This window comes from Desulfococcus sp. (assembly GCF_050178255.1).
Classification (GTDB): domain Bacteria; phylum Desulfobacterota; class Desulfobacteria; order Desulfobacterales; family Desulfococcaceae; genus Desulfococcus; species Desulfococcus multivorans.
On record NZ_JBFXGG010000005.1, the window covers coordinates 47,788 to 63,143 of the forward strand.

The 15,356-nt window shown below is 53.5% G+C and carries 14 protein-coding genes; 11 read left to right on the forward strand and 3 right to left on the reverse strand.

The features are described from left to right. Positions 1–9: 9 nt before the first annotated feature. The 5 genes from murC (at position 10) to AB7S84_RS02375 (ending at position 6,839) form a co-directional block, all read left to right on the forward strand. Positions 10–1,395, forward strand: coding sequence for a UDP-N-acetylmuramate--L-alanine ligase (murC, locus tag AB7S84_RS02355; RefSeq protein ID WP_020878538.1), 1,386 nt, complete (start codon positions 10–12; stop codon positions 1,393–1,395). A 175-nt stretch (positions 1,396–1,570) separates the two neighbouring features. Next, entirely contained in the window at positions 1,571–2,389 is an 819-nt protein-coding gene (locus tag AB7S84_RS02360) for a cell division protein FtsQ/DivIB (RefSeq protein ID WP_020878537.1), read from the forward strand. A 1-nt stretch (position 2,390) separates the two neighbouring features. After that, positions 2,391–3,620 (forward strand): cell division protein FtsA, encoded by a 1,230-nt coding sequence (gene ftsA, locus AB7S84_RS02365; RefSeq protein ID WP_020878536.1) that lies wholly within the window; start codon positions 2,391–2,393, stop codon positions 3,618–3,620. Between the two features lie 64 nt (positions 3,621–3,684). After that, positions 3,685–4,935, forward strand: a complete 1,251-nt coding sequence (ftsZ, locus tag AB7S84_RS02370; RefSeq protein WP_020878535.1) for a cell division protein FtsZ — start codon at positions 3,685–3,687, stop codon at positions 4,933–4,935. Between the two features lie 215 nt (positions 4,936–5,150). Beyond that, positions 5,151–6,839, forward strand: coding sequence for a TIGR03960 family B12-binding radical SAM protein (locus AB7S84_RS02375; protein WP_020878534.1), 1,689 nt, complete (start codon positions 5,151–5,153; stop codon positions 6,837–6,839). Positions 6,840–6,869: 30 nt separating this feature from the next. On the opposite strand, the gene AB7S84_RS02380 is transcribed toward AB7S84_RS02375, so the two are convergent. From AB7S84_RS02380 to AB7S84_RS02390, 3 genes are all read right to left on the reverse strand, one after another. Next, positions 6,870–8,114 carry a hypothetical protein gene (locus tag AB7S84_RS02380; protein WP_428152826.1) on the reverse strand — a complete coding sequence of 415 codons (1,245 nt, stop codon included), beginning with the start codon at positions 8,112–8,114 and terminating at the stop codon, positions 6,870–6,872. Positions 8,115–8,201: 87 nt separating this feature from the next. Further along, positions 8,202–9,080, reverse strand: coding sequence for a hypothetical protein (locus AB7S84_RS02385; RefSeq protein ID WP_020878532.1), 879 nt, complete (start codon positions 9,078–9,080; stop codon positions 8,202–8,204). Positions 9,081–9,125: 45 nt separating this feature from the next. Further along, entirely contained in the window at positions 9,126–10,307 is a 1,182-nt protein-coding gene (locus AB7S84_RS02390) for a hypothetical protein (RefSeq protein WP_040416622.1), read from the reverse strand. Between the two features lie 237 nt (positions 10,308–10,544). Between AB7S84_RS02390 and AB7S84_RS02395 the strand changes: the two genes are divergently transcribed. The 6 genes from AB7S84_RS02395 to rsxA all read left to right on the forward strand — a co-directional run bounded on the left by AB7S84_RS02395 (position 10,545) and on the right by rsxA (position 15,115). Beyond that, positions 10,545–10,982, forward strand: coding sequence for a cytochrome c3 family protein (locus AB7S84_RS02395; RefSeq protein WP_020878530.1), 438 nt, complete (start codon positions 10,545–10,547; stop codon positions 10,980–10,982). A gap of 70 nt (positions 10,983–11,052) precedes the next feature. Next, entirely contained in the window at positions 11,053–12,348 is a 1,296-nt protein-coding gene (locus tag AB7S84_RS02400) for a 4Fe-4S dicluster domain-containing protein (protein ID WP_428152827.1), read from the forward strand. After that, positions 12,341–13,324 (forward strand): RnfABCDGE type electron transport complex subunit D, encoded by a 984-nt coding sequence (locus tag AB7S84_RS02405; RefSeq protein WP_020878528.1) that lies wholly within the window; start codon positions 12,341–12,343, stop codon positions 13,322–13,324. Before AB7S84_RS02400 ends, AB7S84_RS02405 begins: the two co-directional genes overlap by 8 nt. Positions 13,325–13,326: 2 nt before the next feature. Further along, the gene (rnfG, locus tag AB7S84_RS02410) at positions 13,327–13,920 is read left to right on the forward strand and encodes an RnfABCDGE type electron transport complex subunit G (RefSeq protein WP_020878527.1); all 594 of its coding nucleotides are present in this window, start codon (positions 13,327–13,329) and stop codon (positions 13,918–13,920) included. A 15-nt stretch (positions 13,921–13,935) separates the two neighbouring features. Continuing rightward, positions 13,936–14,529, forward strand: a complete 594-nt coding sequence (gene rsxE, locus AB7S84_RS02415; protein ID WP_020878526.1) for an electron transport complex subunit RsxE — start codon at positions 13,936–13,938, stop codon at positions 14,527–14,529. Positions 14,530–14,539: 10 nt separating this feature from the next. Next, the gene (gene rsxA, locus AB7S84_RS02420) at positions 14,540–15,115 is read left to right on the forward strand and encodes an electron transport complex subunit RsxA (RefSeq protein ID WP_020878525.1); all 576 of its coding nucleotides are present in this window, start codon (positions 14,540–14,542) and stop codon (positions 15,113–15,115) included. Positions 15,116–15,356 lie beyond the last annotated feature (241 nt).

The window sequence follows — 15,356 nt, forward strand, 5'->3', positions numbered from 1 at the left end:
AAAAACGATATGTATCGAAAAAAATATCACATTCATTTTGTAGGCATCGGCGGTATCGGCATGAGCGGCATTGCCGAACTATTGTTGAATCTTGGATATCGCGTTTCGGGATCCGATCAGAAGATGTCCGATATCACGGACCGCCTCAGGGCTCTCGGCGGATCGATCTATGAAGGACATGCCGAACATCAGATCGAGGCGGCCGACGTGGTTGTGATCTCCTCCGCCGTAGGTGCGGACAATCCCGAGGTTCGGGCTGCCGTCAAATCTGCAATTCCGGTAATTCCAAGGGCGGAAATGCTCGCGGAACTGATGCGCTTGAAATACAGCGTGGCCGTCGCCGGCGCCCATGGAAAGACCACAACGACCTCGATCATTTCTTCGGTGCTGGCGGGAGGCGGTCTTGATCCCACGGTGGTTATCGGCGGGAAGCTCAAGAGTATCGGCACCAACGCTCGGATGGGGCGGGGAGACTTTATCGTCGCCGAGGCGGACGAGAGTGACGGCTCTTTCCTGAAGATGTCGCCGACTATTGCCGTTGTGACCAATATTGATCGAGAACATCTCGATTTTTATAAAGATATAGAAGATATCAAGGACAGTTTCGCGAATTTTATCGATCGGATTCCGTTTTACGGACTCGCGGTACTGTGTCTCGACAACGCGTTTGTGCAGGACCTGCTTCCAAGAATCAAGAAGCGTTACACCACCTACGGTATGACTATCCAGGCGGATTTTCAGGCTCGGAATGTGGTGATCGAAGGGATGAAAAGCCGATTTTCCATTCACCATCTCGGTCGGCTGTTGGGGGAAATCCAACTGAACCTTCCCGGACGTCACAATGTCCTCAACGCCACCGCGAGCGTAGCCGTGGGAATGGAACTGAACATTCCCTTCGGTGTCATCAAAGCGGCTCTGGAGAGCATTGAAGGGGTTCAGCGTCGACTGGAGATCAAGGGAGAGGCCTGCGGCGTCACCGTGGTGGATGATTACGGCCATCACCCTACCGAGATCAAGACCACCCTTCAGGCCGCCCGCGACGCGTGGCCGGACAGGCGACTCGTCGTAGTCTTTCAACCTCATCGGTACACCCGGACCCAGGCGCTGTTCAACGAGTTCACCCGCGCTTTCTACCAGTCGGATCTGCTGATGGTGCTCCCGATATACAGCGCAGGCGAACGTCCCATCGAAGGTGTCGATGCCGGAGCGCTTTTCGAAGGTATTCGCATGCACGGTCACAAGGAGGTTTTCCTTGGGGAAGACACGGGCGCGGCACTGGCAAAGCTGATGAAGATGCTGGCGCCGGCGGATGTGCTGTTGACCCTTGGCGCAGGGGATGTCTGGCGAATCGGCGAAACAATCCTGGAAAGACTGAGAAGTGCGTCCGGCAGCTGAGTTTCGGTCTGGATATTGCGACGCGCCAATCGGGAATACTGATTTTTCAGGCGAATACGGCAATCTGACTTCCGCCGACCCTTCTTCAAACACCCCGTTCCACGACAATCCGCCATTGCGATGGTGACGATATCAGCAGATTCAAGATCCTACTACGAAAGGTACGCGACATTTCATGAGCGGCAGCAATGACAACCGTCGGATCATTCCACGTCTGTTCGTCCTCCTCGTATTGAGTGTGCTTTTTCTGTTATTTTATAAGGAACTGACCGAATGGCATTATTTCGAGACGCAACGGATACGGATTATCGGCAATCAACGGGTTTCGGAAGAGGCGGTTCTCATCCAGGCCGGCGTCGAAAAAGGAACCAACCTGGTGGCGCTCAATCTGTCAGCGGTGCGGAAAAGGCTGTTGGCACACCCCTGGATTGAGGAGGCGCAGGTGGAATGGCGAGTGCCTTCCACCCTCAGCATCCAAATCAAGGAACAGGAACCGCTGGCGCTATTTGAGATCGAGCGCAAATACGTCGTGAATGTTCACGGAAAAATTTTCAAGGTGTGGGATGGAACGGAACCGAGTGGTCTCCCACTGGTGGAAGGGCTCAAGTTTTCAGATCTTGGAATTTCCGGCACGTTACACAGTATTCCTTTCAATACGGTGATGAATGTGTTACTGTCCGGAAAAACAAGCGATTGTGTCATTCCGAATGAAAGGGTTCAACGGGTTGTCGTAGACAGGGAGCTTGGTCTTACGCTTTTCATCGACCCAAGCGAAAAACTTTTAAATATCAAAGAAATATACATAGGCTACGAAGATTACGCCGGTAAGTACGAACGACTTCGAAATCTGTTGAGCTATTTTGAAAATCAGCGGAACGGCATAACGGTTCATTCCGTGAACCTTAACGATCCGGACCGTATTGTCATCGCCCCTGAATATGATGAATCCCTGGACGAAGATGATGTGAACGAGGATGATAAAGAGGAGGTTTGAGGTGCAGACCCAGGAAGAGATTGTCGTCGGGTTGGATATCGGAACAACGAAAATTTGTGCGGTGGTTGGCGAAGTCTCTGGAAACGATATTAATATCATTGGCATCGGCAATCATCCATCGATCGGTTTGCGGAAGGGGGTCGTCGTCAATATCGAATCCACCGTAGAGTCCATAAAAAAAGCGGTCGAAGATGCCGAACTGATGGCGGGCTGTGAAATATCCTCGGTGTATGCCGGTATTGCGGGAGGGCACATCAACGGGTTCAACAGTCGTGGAATCATCGCCATCAAAGGCTCCACGGAGATTACGCAGCAGGATGTGGATCGCGTGATCGACGCTGCGCGGGCCGTGGCGATTCCTATGGACCGCGAAGTGATTCACGTTCTGCCGCAGGAATTCATCGTGGACGATCAGGCGGGTATTATGAATCCGGTAGGTATGTCGGCCGCACGCCTGGAGGCCAAAATTCATATCGTCACCGGCGCCGTCACCTCCGCGCACAACATTGTCAAGTGTGCCAACCGGGCGGGGCTCGATGTCAGCGACATCGTGCTGGAATCCCTGGCGTCCAGCGAGGCGGTCCTGACCGAGGACGAGAAGGAGTTGGGCAGCGCCATCCTGGACATGGGGGGTGGGACAACGGATCTGGCTATTTTTCAGGGTAAAAACATCAAGCACACCTTCGTTCTCTCCCTGGGAGGGAACAACCTGACCAATGATATCGCCATCGGGCTCAGGGCTCCGCTTGCCGAAGCGGAGAAAATAAAGAAGAAATTCGGCACATGCTCTACCCGGGGTATTCGACGGGATGACATCATCGAAGTGCCGGGCATGGGGGGACGAAGGCCGCGAAAGCTCTCGAAGCAGATACTGGCGGAGATTCTGGAGCCTCGGGCGGAGGAAATATTTAACCTTATACTCCAGGAGATCTATCGCGCCCGGGCGGAACATTACATCAATTCCGGTATTGTGTTGACCGGAGGGTCTTCCATGCTGGAAGGCATGGCCGAGGTCGCCGAGTCTGTGTTCGATCTTCCCGTTCGCCTTGGAAAGCCCAAAAATATCGGGGGGCTTGTCGATGTCGTCAACAATCCGATGTATGCTACGGGGGTCGGTTTGGTGCTTTTCGGCGCCAAGAACCGGGGGGCCAACAAATTCAGAATCAGGGACAGCAACATTTTCAACCGCGTTATGCAGCGGATGAAGAAATGGTTTAAAGACATCATTTGATCCAAACGAGACCATGCTGCAGTTTATTTAACAAGAGTTCATATACCTTAGGAGGTAGGAGCCGATGTTCAATTATGTCGAAAACGACGAAAAAACAGCAAAAATCAAGGTAATCGGTGTTGGGGGAGCGGGTGGTAACGCGGTCAACAACATGATCGATTCCGACCTTCGCGGTGTCAATTTTATCGTGGCCAATACCGATCTTCAGGCCCTGGATCTTTCCAAAGCGCCGCTTAAAATCCAGATCGGCGATAAACTGACGGAAGGCCTGGGCGCCGGCGCCAACCCTCAGATCGGCCGCGAAGCTGCATTGGAAAACGCCGAAGCCATCCGAAATGCCTTGAAAGACAGTCATATGGTATTTATTACCGCCGGTTTCGGCGGCGGAACGGGAACCGGTGCTGCGCCGGTGATCGCCGAGATCTGCAAGGAATTGGGCGCACTGACGGTCGCCGTGGTTTCAAAACCGTTTTCCTTTGAAGGCCGAAAGAGGCTGCACCAGGCCGAGGAGGGACTCGATTTCATCCGGGAGGTCGCCGATACGGTGATCACGATTCCCAACGACCGTCTGAGAGGTTTAGCCTCCAAGAACGCCACCATGATCGAGATGTTTCGAAGAGCTGATGAGGTTCTTCTCCACTCCGTCAAGGGCATCACCGACCTGATCCTGATGCCGGGATTGGTCAACCTCGATTTTGCCGATGTGAAGACTACCATGGAGAAAGCCGGCATGGCCATCATGGGCATCGGGGTTGCATCGGGTGAGAACCGCGCCATCGAGGCCGCCGAGAGGGCCATTTCCCATCCGTTGCTGGAAGATCTTTCCATCTCCGGCGCAAAGGGCGTTCTCATGAACATAACGAGCACCAGCGACCTCACCATGGAAGAGATGACCGAGGCGTCCGAGAGAATCTACAGCGAGGTTGGAGAGGATGCCGAAATCATCTGGGGAACCGTTGTCGACGAGTCTCTGGGTGATGAGATGCGGGTGACGGTGATTGCCACCGGCATCGGTGAAGAGCCTTCGTCGATGAGCAATCGTCGGCGCAACCCCAAGAATTATCAGAGTGCCAGAAGCGTCTCTCGTTCCGCTAAAAAAGAGGAATTCAAACGGCAACCTTATCGCTCCGCCCCCAAGGAGCGGGGATATGCGGATTATCCCCATGCCGTCGATTACGAGGAGCCTGCGTTTCTGCGCCAAAAGAAAACCGACAAAGATTCTGTTCGGGACACGGGATATGAGGCGTTCGACGATAAGGAGATGGATATCGACGATCTTGATATTCCGACCTTTTTGAGACGTAAAGCCGACTGACGGCGATAGTGGCGGCCGAGACGGACAAAACCAGGTTTTTTTTACCGCGGAAAACCTGGTTTTTTATTTGTCGGATAATCGTTCGTACCGATACGGAGATGTTTTCCAGTGACCTTGCGAACAATATCTCGGCAGGATGCCGTTTTTGTTCCGATGTTTCGGCAAAGGTTTGTTGAATTCGAAATTCTATGACAAGAAGATCGAGAAAAACGGTTGTGGACATCATTGCCGGCGAAACCGGCACGATTCTGAAAAACTGGACCGGTCGACTCCGCGTGGCATTGGTCTATCCCAATACCTATTCGGTGGGCATGTCGAATCTGGGTTATCAGACGGTATACCGGTTGATCAACCAGCGTGAAAATGTGGTCTGCGAAAGAGTTTTCCTGCCGGATCGATCGGCAACCCAGGTCTTCCCCCGATCGATCGAGTCCGGACGTCCCCTCAGGGATTTCGACATCATCGCTTTCTCGATCTCCTTTGAGAGCGATTATTCCCATCTTCTGGAGATCCTTCAAACATCCGCTGTTCCATTGACCTCCCGTGAACGGTCGGCGGACGATCCCCTGGTGGCGGCCGGTGGGGTCGCCTGCATGCTGAATCCGGAGCCGCTCGCGGCATTTATCGATTGCTTTTTCATTGGGGAGGGAGAAGCGCTGATCGATCCGTTTTTCGACCGATTCGATCCGGAGAGGGATCGACGGGAGATGTTGAAAGTCCTGGCGCGGGAGGTTCCGGGCGTCTATGTCCCCATGTTTTATGAGGTTCAATACCATGAGGACGGCACGCTCCGGTCCTTCACCCCCGTGGAATCGGTTCCGGCCGCCATTGAAAGGGGATATGCCCGGGATCTCTCCAGTGCGGTAAGCTGCACCGCGATACTATCGCCCCATACAACCTTTGATCGGACTTATCTTATCGAGGTGGGGCGGGGATGCCCCCATGGATGCCGTTTCTGTGCGGCCGGGTATGTTTACAGGCCGCCGCGATTTCAGTCCCTGGAGCATCTGAAGGCCGCCATGGCCGCGGGCGTGGCGTTGACGGATAAGATTGGGCTCGTGGGGGCCGCGGTTTCGGATGTTCCGGGAATCTCATCCCTTTGTGCAGCCTATCGTGACGCCGATATTCGCATCTCATTCAGTTCCCTGAGGGCCGACGCCCTCTCGCCGGAGCTGTTGGAAACCCTCCGGCAGAGTCGGGTGAAAACGGCGACTATTGCCCCTGATGCGGGATCCGAGCGGATGAGACAGGTCATCAACAAGGGTGTTGACGAGGCGGCGGTGCTTTCGGCCGCAGAAACCCTTGTGGCCGAAGGGATTCCCAATCTCAAGCTCTATTTCATGGTGGGGCTGCCCACCGAGACGCCCGCGGATGTGGATGCGGTGGTGACGCTCTGTAAGCGCATCAAACATCGCTTTCTCGCGTCGAGTCGCACCCGGGGGCGGATGGGGGAGATTACCGTCAGCCTCAACTCGTTCGTGCCCAAACCCATGACCCCCTTTCAATGGGCGCCCATGGACGATCCGGAGATGTTGAAACGGAAGATCAAGCGGATAAAGGACGGTCTGAAACGGATTCCCAATATGAGGCTCCATCATGATGTCCCGCGACATGCCTACATACAGGCGCTGCTTTCCCGAGGTGATCGACGAGTGGCATCGATTTTGATGGGGGTGCTCCGAAACGGAGGGAACTGGGTCAAGACCCTCAAATCGTCTCCCGTGAACGCGGATTTTTTCGTTCTCAGGGCGCGAAAAACAGATGAAATACTGCCGTGGGATTTCATCGATCACGGCATTTCCAGGTCTTTTCTGGAAAATGAATACCATCTGGCCCTCAAAGGAAAAGCGTCCCCGCCGTGCCCAATGGCGGACGCCTGCCGTCTGTGCGGGGTCTGTACCTGATCCGGACTTCGGCAGTGGGTCTGTCCGGCCTTAAAGGATCAGAAAAAGGAGCACTGCAAAAAAAAGCATCACCGAGATGGGCAGCAGAATCAGGAATCCTTTCCTGTAATCAAAAGCGTCGTCCGTACCGGCATCCGGATTTGACGACGGTGCGGATTTTCCGATGCCCGCCGAATTGATGAATCGATCGATATCCCTCGCCATGACCCGTTGGCCGTTGGCAATAAGGATGTCGCGGCATTTCCGCAACTTTTCGGCGGCGTTTTTCTGCTGGCTTTCTAATGTCAGACGGCCGTCGGCAAAGAGATTCTTGATTTCGAGGAAGCGTTCATAGGCATCGTTGATTTCCTGCTGGTGTTTTTCGGCCAGCAGGGCCTCGCCTTCCTTTTGTTTTTCGATCTCCTGCCGGAGTTTTTGAAGCGTGACGTCAATGGCGGAAATGAATTTTTCGAGCGTTTCCCGTCGCTCCGTGTCGCCGATACTGCCAAAGATTTTGGCGTATCGCACTATGGCGGCTTTCTGCGCAATAAAGGATTCGGTGTTGGACAAGCTCACGGGCGTCACGGTATAGGTATGGAATATCGCGCCGGCATTGTCGATGAGAAGTTTGGAAGCCTTCCGTCCTTTTTCCGCGATGACCCTGTCAGCGTTCCGGAGTTCGTTTTCCAGGTGTTGGATCGCCGCTTTGAGACAGGGGCTTTCCCTGAATTCGACGCAACCGGATTCAATAGCCCTGAGATCTGCGTTGAGGGGGGCGAGCTGCATCAGGAATTCGATGGCATGTTTTTCGCTCCCCGAAGGTTTTTCGGCAATGTCTGCAACCGTCCGTCGGATATGCCGCACCGTATCCGCCAGGCGGTTGATCCCTTTTAATTTCTGGTGCTGTTCCTCGAAAATCGCCCGAACGCCGTTGATGATGTCTAACAGTTCCCTGTCCTTGAGCCCCATGATCGCTGCCGTGAATAAGGTCTCGAAGCGTTCCTTTTTCTTGATGTACTCTGAAAAGATTTCCGGCGAAACGCTGTCGGGAAAAAGATGAAGCTTTCCGCCTTCCCTGGACTGAAGATAAGTGACAAATATCGGATATAGAATGTCGGCGACGGCGTCGTTCTGATGGGCGGTGACAATCTGTCGATTGCGATGCTCGAATATATCACCGAGTTCCGCGAGATCTATCGATTTCGGTGTGCTGCCGATTCTGTAATTCAGTTCGGCCTGGACGGCGCGTGCCAGTTCGCCGCTGATTTTTTGATATTTTTTGTCGGGTTTCATCATGCGGGACGCCTTTTGATCAAATAGAACAGACCGATAGATTTTCAGGGCTCTGTTTGTTGGCGGACTTGCCGCTGGAGAACAGGGGCTTCACGGCAGTACTTCGATATAATACTGCTGTCGGGATTCGCGCACGGCGGCGTTCAATCTGCGGATGCGTTCCCCGTGGTTTGCGACCAGGATGTCGAGGCTTTTTTTCATGAAAGGGGAATAGCCTTTTGTCGCCAGTTTGACCAGGAGCTTTCGACCTTTGGCAAGCTCCCTGGTGTCGGCATTCAAGCGATGTTTACGATATTCCATGTCGTGAATCGTGGCCGTGGTCAGATCGGATAGGATTGCAACGGCATCGGAGATGGGATTGGATTCTGCATCGTGACGAATTTCCCGGTGGCAGGCGTCCTCATACCGGTGGATGTCTGAAAAGGTATCGTTGAGCTGTTCGATTTTTTTGTCTGTGCCGTTCAATTTGAGCAGGGTTGTCGGGCGCGCCGCTATCCGCTCCCGGACGACGGCCATAAAACGACCTGCCTGGACCACGGGGGGGACATTCTCGCGAAAAACCTGATGTATCTTAAGGGACTGCCTCAGGCTTTCCCGGATCAATCCGATTTCGTTTTCGATACTGAGAAGCAGTTCGATCTGATGTTTTCTCAGCATTCTGAAGTACAGCGGTGTCTTGTCGGCAACTGACGGTGTCCGCATCGCCCGGCCGTTCACGCAAAAATGGAAATTAGCGATACGACTGACGGCAAGGGTCGAACAGGTCTGAAGACGGGCCGCCTCGCGAAGTATGTTCTGAAAGGTTTCGTGTTGTTTTCCGCAGGAGGCGGCCTGGCGGTGCGCCGAAAGTCCGATTGGCAAATGCAGATGTTCCGGCGCGGCGACAAACGTATCCACTTCGGCAAGAAAGTTTTTGACATCGATCCCTTGAACGGCATCGACGATGTCCTGGAGGGTGACCTCTTCCATTCGGTATCCTGGAGTGGGGGAGAGATGACGGCGTCAACAGTCTCGTCAGCTGTTTTTGTTGATCAGTCTCTCGATTTCTTCGCGGTTGTCCTTGATTTGTTCAAGTCTCAGTTGGTCATTCCGACGGTAGACGTCTTCGGCATCCTTCAACGCATTGTATTCCATTTCCCATTGAGGGCCGGCGGTCATCTGGTCTCCCACGAGGGAGGCGTATCGGCCCAGAACCTTGTTTCCGTCTTCGATACTGTCAACGATCATGACCATCGACTGGGTGACCCGGGCAACACCTGAACATATCTGAGACACGTTTTCAACGGCCACTTTCATATGCTCGGCACCGGCGGCGAACTTGTCGACCATGTTAACGTGAAGATCGCCCCGTTCCTTGAAGTCGTTGATGAGCTTCCGGTAGCTTTTCAAGGCGTTCTGATACTTCACCCCCATGTCGATGTTGGTTTTGTACTTCAGCTCCATTCCCTGACTCTCCCTCAGGGCCATTTCAATGTGGTCCCTCACCTTTTCGACCTCGGCAAAGCGATCGTCGATCAGGGACATGGATTCGTGGATGGGGATCAGTTCCCTGAGCTGGTCCTCGAGTTCACGGCTGTGTTTGACCTGCTCGTTGTAGGCACGCCGGTCGGTGTGGATCTGATCCGTGAACGCGTCGTTGACCTCGGTCAGATTCCTGACGATGGTGTCGACCTCGACGACGGTCGATCGGAGCCCCTCGTTCAACCCCTTCAGGCTCTTGATATATTTTTCGATCATACCCCGGAATTCGGTGATCATGACCTCATCGGCAGTGCGTGGAACCTCCTTTTTCACGATTTCGTAGTCGGTGTAGGTCTCAATCTCCTGCTCTTTGAGACCGAGGGCCACCAGACTCTTGTCAATGAGATTGTATTTGACCGGTCTTTCACGTTCGACCGGGATTTTTTCCTCGATGATTTTGTTTGTTCTCGAGGCGATAATCTGCTTGATGCCGTCTTCGATAACCTTGATCTCGTCAACGACATTCTGCAAATTCTGGGCTTTGAAAGGGGAAGACGTCACTTCGGTATTCTGATAATAAGGTGCCGGGGGAGGGCGATGGCTCTGGGGAGCCTTTACGGTGTCTTCCGAGGCGGAAATCTCCGCATATTTCTGGATGATCTTGTTGAGTTTCCGATCGACGTCGGCGGCGCCGACGGCATCGTCGACAGTATTGTTCTCATGAGCTGTTTCCATAACACACTTTACCTCCTCGATTTTGCTATTGGGTATACACGAGACATCCGCTGCCGTCAACAGTAATGCTCCTGATGATCATCCTTATTTTACAAGCTATTACAGCTATTTCATAATTCAAGGAACGAAAAAATATCTTGAAACTTTTATTCTGCTGTGTTAGGCGATATCCGGTTTAAGACTACGCCCACTCTATAAAACCACAGATTTGTAACGATTTGAAAGGAAGTGACAAAGATGACCTCAAATGCAAGCAAGGAATTGAAGATGGCTTACGGCATCGCGATTGTGTTGCTGATCGTGGGTGTTTTAAGCTACACGGCGTTTTCGGCAAAAGCGCCGGACGAACCGCTCCGGATCGTTTTCACGGGTGCAGGGGGTAGCGTCGTGTTTGATCATGCCACCCACGCAGCCGGTTATGACCTTACCTGTACCGCTTGCCACCATCACCCACAGGATCCCGGTGAGGGTGCGGCAATGCTTGCATGCAAGGCCTGCCACGTCATTCCGGATGACGGATCGCTTCCGAAGGCTTGTCTGGATTGTCACGGAGAAGATGAAGTGGGGGTCGAGTCGGTGCCCAAACAGACGGATGCGTTTCATGCCCAATGTATCGACTGTCACAAGGAAATGGGCGCGGGTCCCGTGGAATGCGCCGCCTGCCACGGCTTGTAAGCCTGCGACGATGTACCTTGTCGGATGTAGAGTCCTTTCACCTTAAAAAAGGCTAAAAAAGGGTTGGAGTATGCTGAATACATCATTTTTTGCGAAGAAGCCCCGGTTCGAATACGAGACGGGCGGAAGCACGCCGGCGGAATCCGAGAGCATCCCGATGCCGGATAGGGCGACTTTTTTTCTGAAGAAACCCCTGGACGGCAAGACAGCGATCTCGATCAAGATCGGCGACCGGGTCAAGACCGGGCAGAAGATTTGCCCCTTTCCGGAGACCGACATCTATGCCATCTCCTCCGTGACCGGAACCATCTCTTCCATCACGCAATATACGGGCGATTACGGCCAGGTTTATACCGCCGTATCCGTGATTACGGAAGACAAGGACGATTTTGACGACGGTTTTGCCGCCGCTATCGACGCCGAGGGGATAGAAGCCGCGAAAGCCTACCTTGGCGCCATTCCCGGCGTTCCCGCGACGGACATTTTTTCCAGTACCGATTCTCCCATCGATACCATCGTCATTTGCGGGGTTGAAAAGGATCTGTTGATGGCCACCAATCAGTTCGTGTTGAAGACGAATGTCGCTTTCATGAACGCCGGTATCAGCGCTCTCAAGAAGATCACCGGTGTTCATAAGGTCGTCATCGCACTTCCTCAGAGCCTGATGGCGGATGCCGGCGGCGTCGGCGGAGCGTCCGGCGTCGAGTTGAGGGTGATTGATACGGCATATCCCGCCGCTCTTCCCCGAATGATCATGAAGAATATTATCGGCAAGCCCGTACCGGCCGACAAAACCTGTGAAGATCTGGGTGTCTCCTTCGTCACCGCCGAAGCGGTTGTATCCATCGGGAGAGCGGTTCAGGAGCGGAAGCTCCCTGTCACCAAAACCTTCACCCTGATCAACAAAGATATGAGCAAACGGATGGTCAGCGCCAGAATCGGAACGCCGATGAGCGACATCTTCAAGGCTTTCGACATCACGCTTCTGGAAAAGGACCGCGTCGTCGTCGGCGGCCCTATGACCGGCGCCGCCATTTACGCCGAGGATCATCCCGTGTGCCCCGATACCGATGCCCTGATGATTCAGGACAGCAAGGATATTCCCATGGTGGCCGACACGCCCTGTATCAACTGCGGAGAATGCGTACGGATCTGCCCTGCGGACATACCGGTCAACATGCTGGTTCGATTTCTGGAAGCCAGACAATATGAAGACGCAGCGGACATGTACGATCTCTATTCTTGCGTCGAGTGCGGTCTGTGCAGTTTTGTCTGTGTATCGAAGATACCGATTTTTCAATATATCAGGCTTGCGAAATACGAACTGGACAGGATTCGCAAGGAGGAGGAGGCCGCGAATGTTTAATCAGAAAAAATTTGTCGTTTCCCACGCGCCGTTCTGGCATAACGGCAGCAATATCACCGGGAGAAGCTATAGTATCCTGCTTGCCGCCCTGCCGGCCGTGTTTATCAGCATCTATTTCTATGGATGGTCCGTCATCGGCATCATAGCCCTGTCCATCTCATCCGCCATGTTGTGGGAAGCGGCTTACAACCGCGTTGCCCGTCAGCCGGAAACCATCGTCGACGGCAATGCCGCCCTGATCGGTCTGATGTTTGCCATGTTGTTGCCGCCGACTCTGCCGTGGTGGATAGTGGTTGTGGGGACTTTTTTTGCGGTCATCGTGGGTAAACAGATTTACGGCGGCATTGGCGGGAATCCGTTCAACCCGGCCGTGCTGGCGTTCGCGATTCTGACGGTTTCCTGGCCGGATTATCTCAATTTCAGCGCCGCAGTGGCTCATTATGATGTTGATTTTTCCGTATTCTATCCATTGGCTGCGGTCAAACATGCCGGGCTCCACACCGATCTGTTCAGCGTGAAGGAAGTGGCGGCCTCCTACAACGCCATGGATCTGCTGCTGGGAAAACAGCTGGGCGGCATCGGAGCTACTTTTGGCATTGCCCTGATTCTAGGCGGACTTGTGCTCATTATCCGCGGTTTCATCCGTTGGGAAATTCCGGTTTCGTTTCTCGCAGGGGTATTTTTGACGGCTATGATGTTTTATGCGGTAGATCCTTCCCGGTATGCCTCTCCGGTCTTTCACCTCCTGACCGGATATACGCTGTTCGGGGCTTTTTTCCTGGCTACTGAAGACTCGTCGTCGCCGGTTAATTTCATTCCGATGCTGATCTACGGCGCCCTCGGCGGTGTGATGACCGTTCTGATCCGAAATATCGGTATTTATGCCGACGGCGTGATTTATGCCATACTGGTCATCAACCTCGTAAACCCGCTTCTGGATAAAATCAGACCCAAAGCGCTAGGAAAGGTGGTTTAACGATGCGAGATATGATTAAAATGGTTGTCGTGCTGACGGCTCTGGCCGCCTTTTCCGGAGGACTGCTGGCTGCTGTTCGGGATAACACCAAGGACCAAATCGAGAATCAGCAGCTGACGTTCGTCAAGGGTCCTGCCCTGAAGAGTATTTTCAAGGATGCCTCCAACGATCCGATTTCAGATCGTTTTAAAATCACAGACGGCGATGTTGAACGAAGTATTTTTGTCGGCGTCATTGACGGTAAGCCCAAAGCGGTTGCTCTGGAAAGCTACGGCAAGGGCTATGGTGGCGACGTCGGCCTGATGGTGGGCATCGACATGGAATCCGATACCATTCTGGGCGCCGGAGTGACGACCCATGCGGAAACCCCCGGCATGGGGGCGAAGGCCAAAGAGGACCCGGGCTTTGCTGAACAGTTCAAGGGTGCATCGGTCAAGGACCCGGTTAAAATAACGGGTGACGGTGGAAGCATCAACGCCATCAGCGGTGCGACAATCACCTCCCGCGCCGTGTGTGCTGCGGCCACGGATGTCGGGGCGATCTATACCCGGCTGAAGCCCCAGATTGAGGAAAACCTTAAAGCCTTAAACAAATAGAGGGAGAGAATACCGATGGCCAAGTCAATCGCTCAAGAATTTGTCAAGGGATTGTGGGACGAGATACCGCCGTTTCGGCTGGTCCTCGGCCTCTGTCCTGCCCTAGCCGTTACCAAATCGGTTGAAAACGGCATCGGCATGGGGCTGGCGACGACCTTCGTGCTCGTGGGCTCCAACCTGCTGGTATCCATGTTGCGAAAGGTTATTCCTTCCAAGGTCCGCATCGCATGCTTTATCATTGTGATCGCCACCTTCGTCACTGTTGTCGAACTGCTCATGCAGGCTTTCACCTATCCACTGTTTTTGAAGCTGGGTATCTTCATTCCGCTCATCGTTGTCAACTGCATTGTTCTCGGGCGTTCAGAAGCCTTTGCCGCCAAGAATCCGGTACTCCCATCCATGGCGGACGGCCTCGGAATCGGTATCGGGTTTACTCTGGCCCTGGGGGCGTTGGGCGCCGTACGGGAAATTCTGGGCTATGGGACCGTTTTGGGATACGATGTGTTCGGTCCTTCCTATGAGCCGTTTTCCTTCATGGTTGAGGCCCCTGGCGCTTTTGTCGGTCTTGGACTGATGCTCTGTCTCATGAACCTGGTTGGAAAAAAATAGGAGAAGATAGATGGGTGACTATATCGTCCTTGCCGTAAGCTGTATCCTCGTCAACAATATTCTCTTGGCCCAATATCTGGGGAACTGCCCGTTTATGGGAACCTCCAAGAAGATGGAAACGGCGGTGGGAATGGCCATGGCCGTCGTGTTCGTCCTCGTGATGGCCGGCGTTATCACCTGGATCGTGGATACCTACGTTCTCAAACAATTTGAGCTGGAATATCTTAGAACCATATCCTTTATCGTGGTCATCGCATCCTTGGTTCAGTTCGTGGAGATGTTTCTGAAAAAAAGTATTCCGGCCCTATATGCGGGTCTTGGCATATTTCTGCCCCTGATCACCACCAACTGTGCGGTAATGGGTGTCTGTCTGATCAATATTAATGAAGAATACACCTTTATGCAGGCGCTGGTCGCGTCCTTTGCCTACGCGGTAGGCTTCGGCCTGGCCCTCGTGCTGTTTGCCGGCGTGCGTGAGCGAATTCTCCTGGCAAGGGTTCCTAAGCCGCTTCAGGACACCTCCATTGCCCTGGTGACGGCGGGGATTCTTTCCCTGACATTTTTCGCCTTCAAGGGAATGGTTTAACGGCAGGTTTCCGCCTGGCAGATTATTCCAGCGGAAAAGGCTGAAACGGAGTTATATAGAGGAGTAAACATCGTGACGGAAGCTATTTTAGTCATGTTGGGATTCGGTGCCGTATGCGGCACGGTTCTAAGCCTTGCGTCAAAAATCTTTTATGTCTATGAAGATCCTCGCATCGCCGAGGTCGAAGCCAATCTCGCGGGCGCCAACTGCGGCGGTTGCGGATATGCCGGATGCTCGGCGG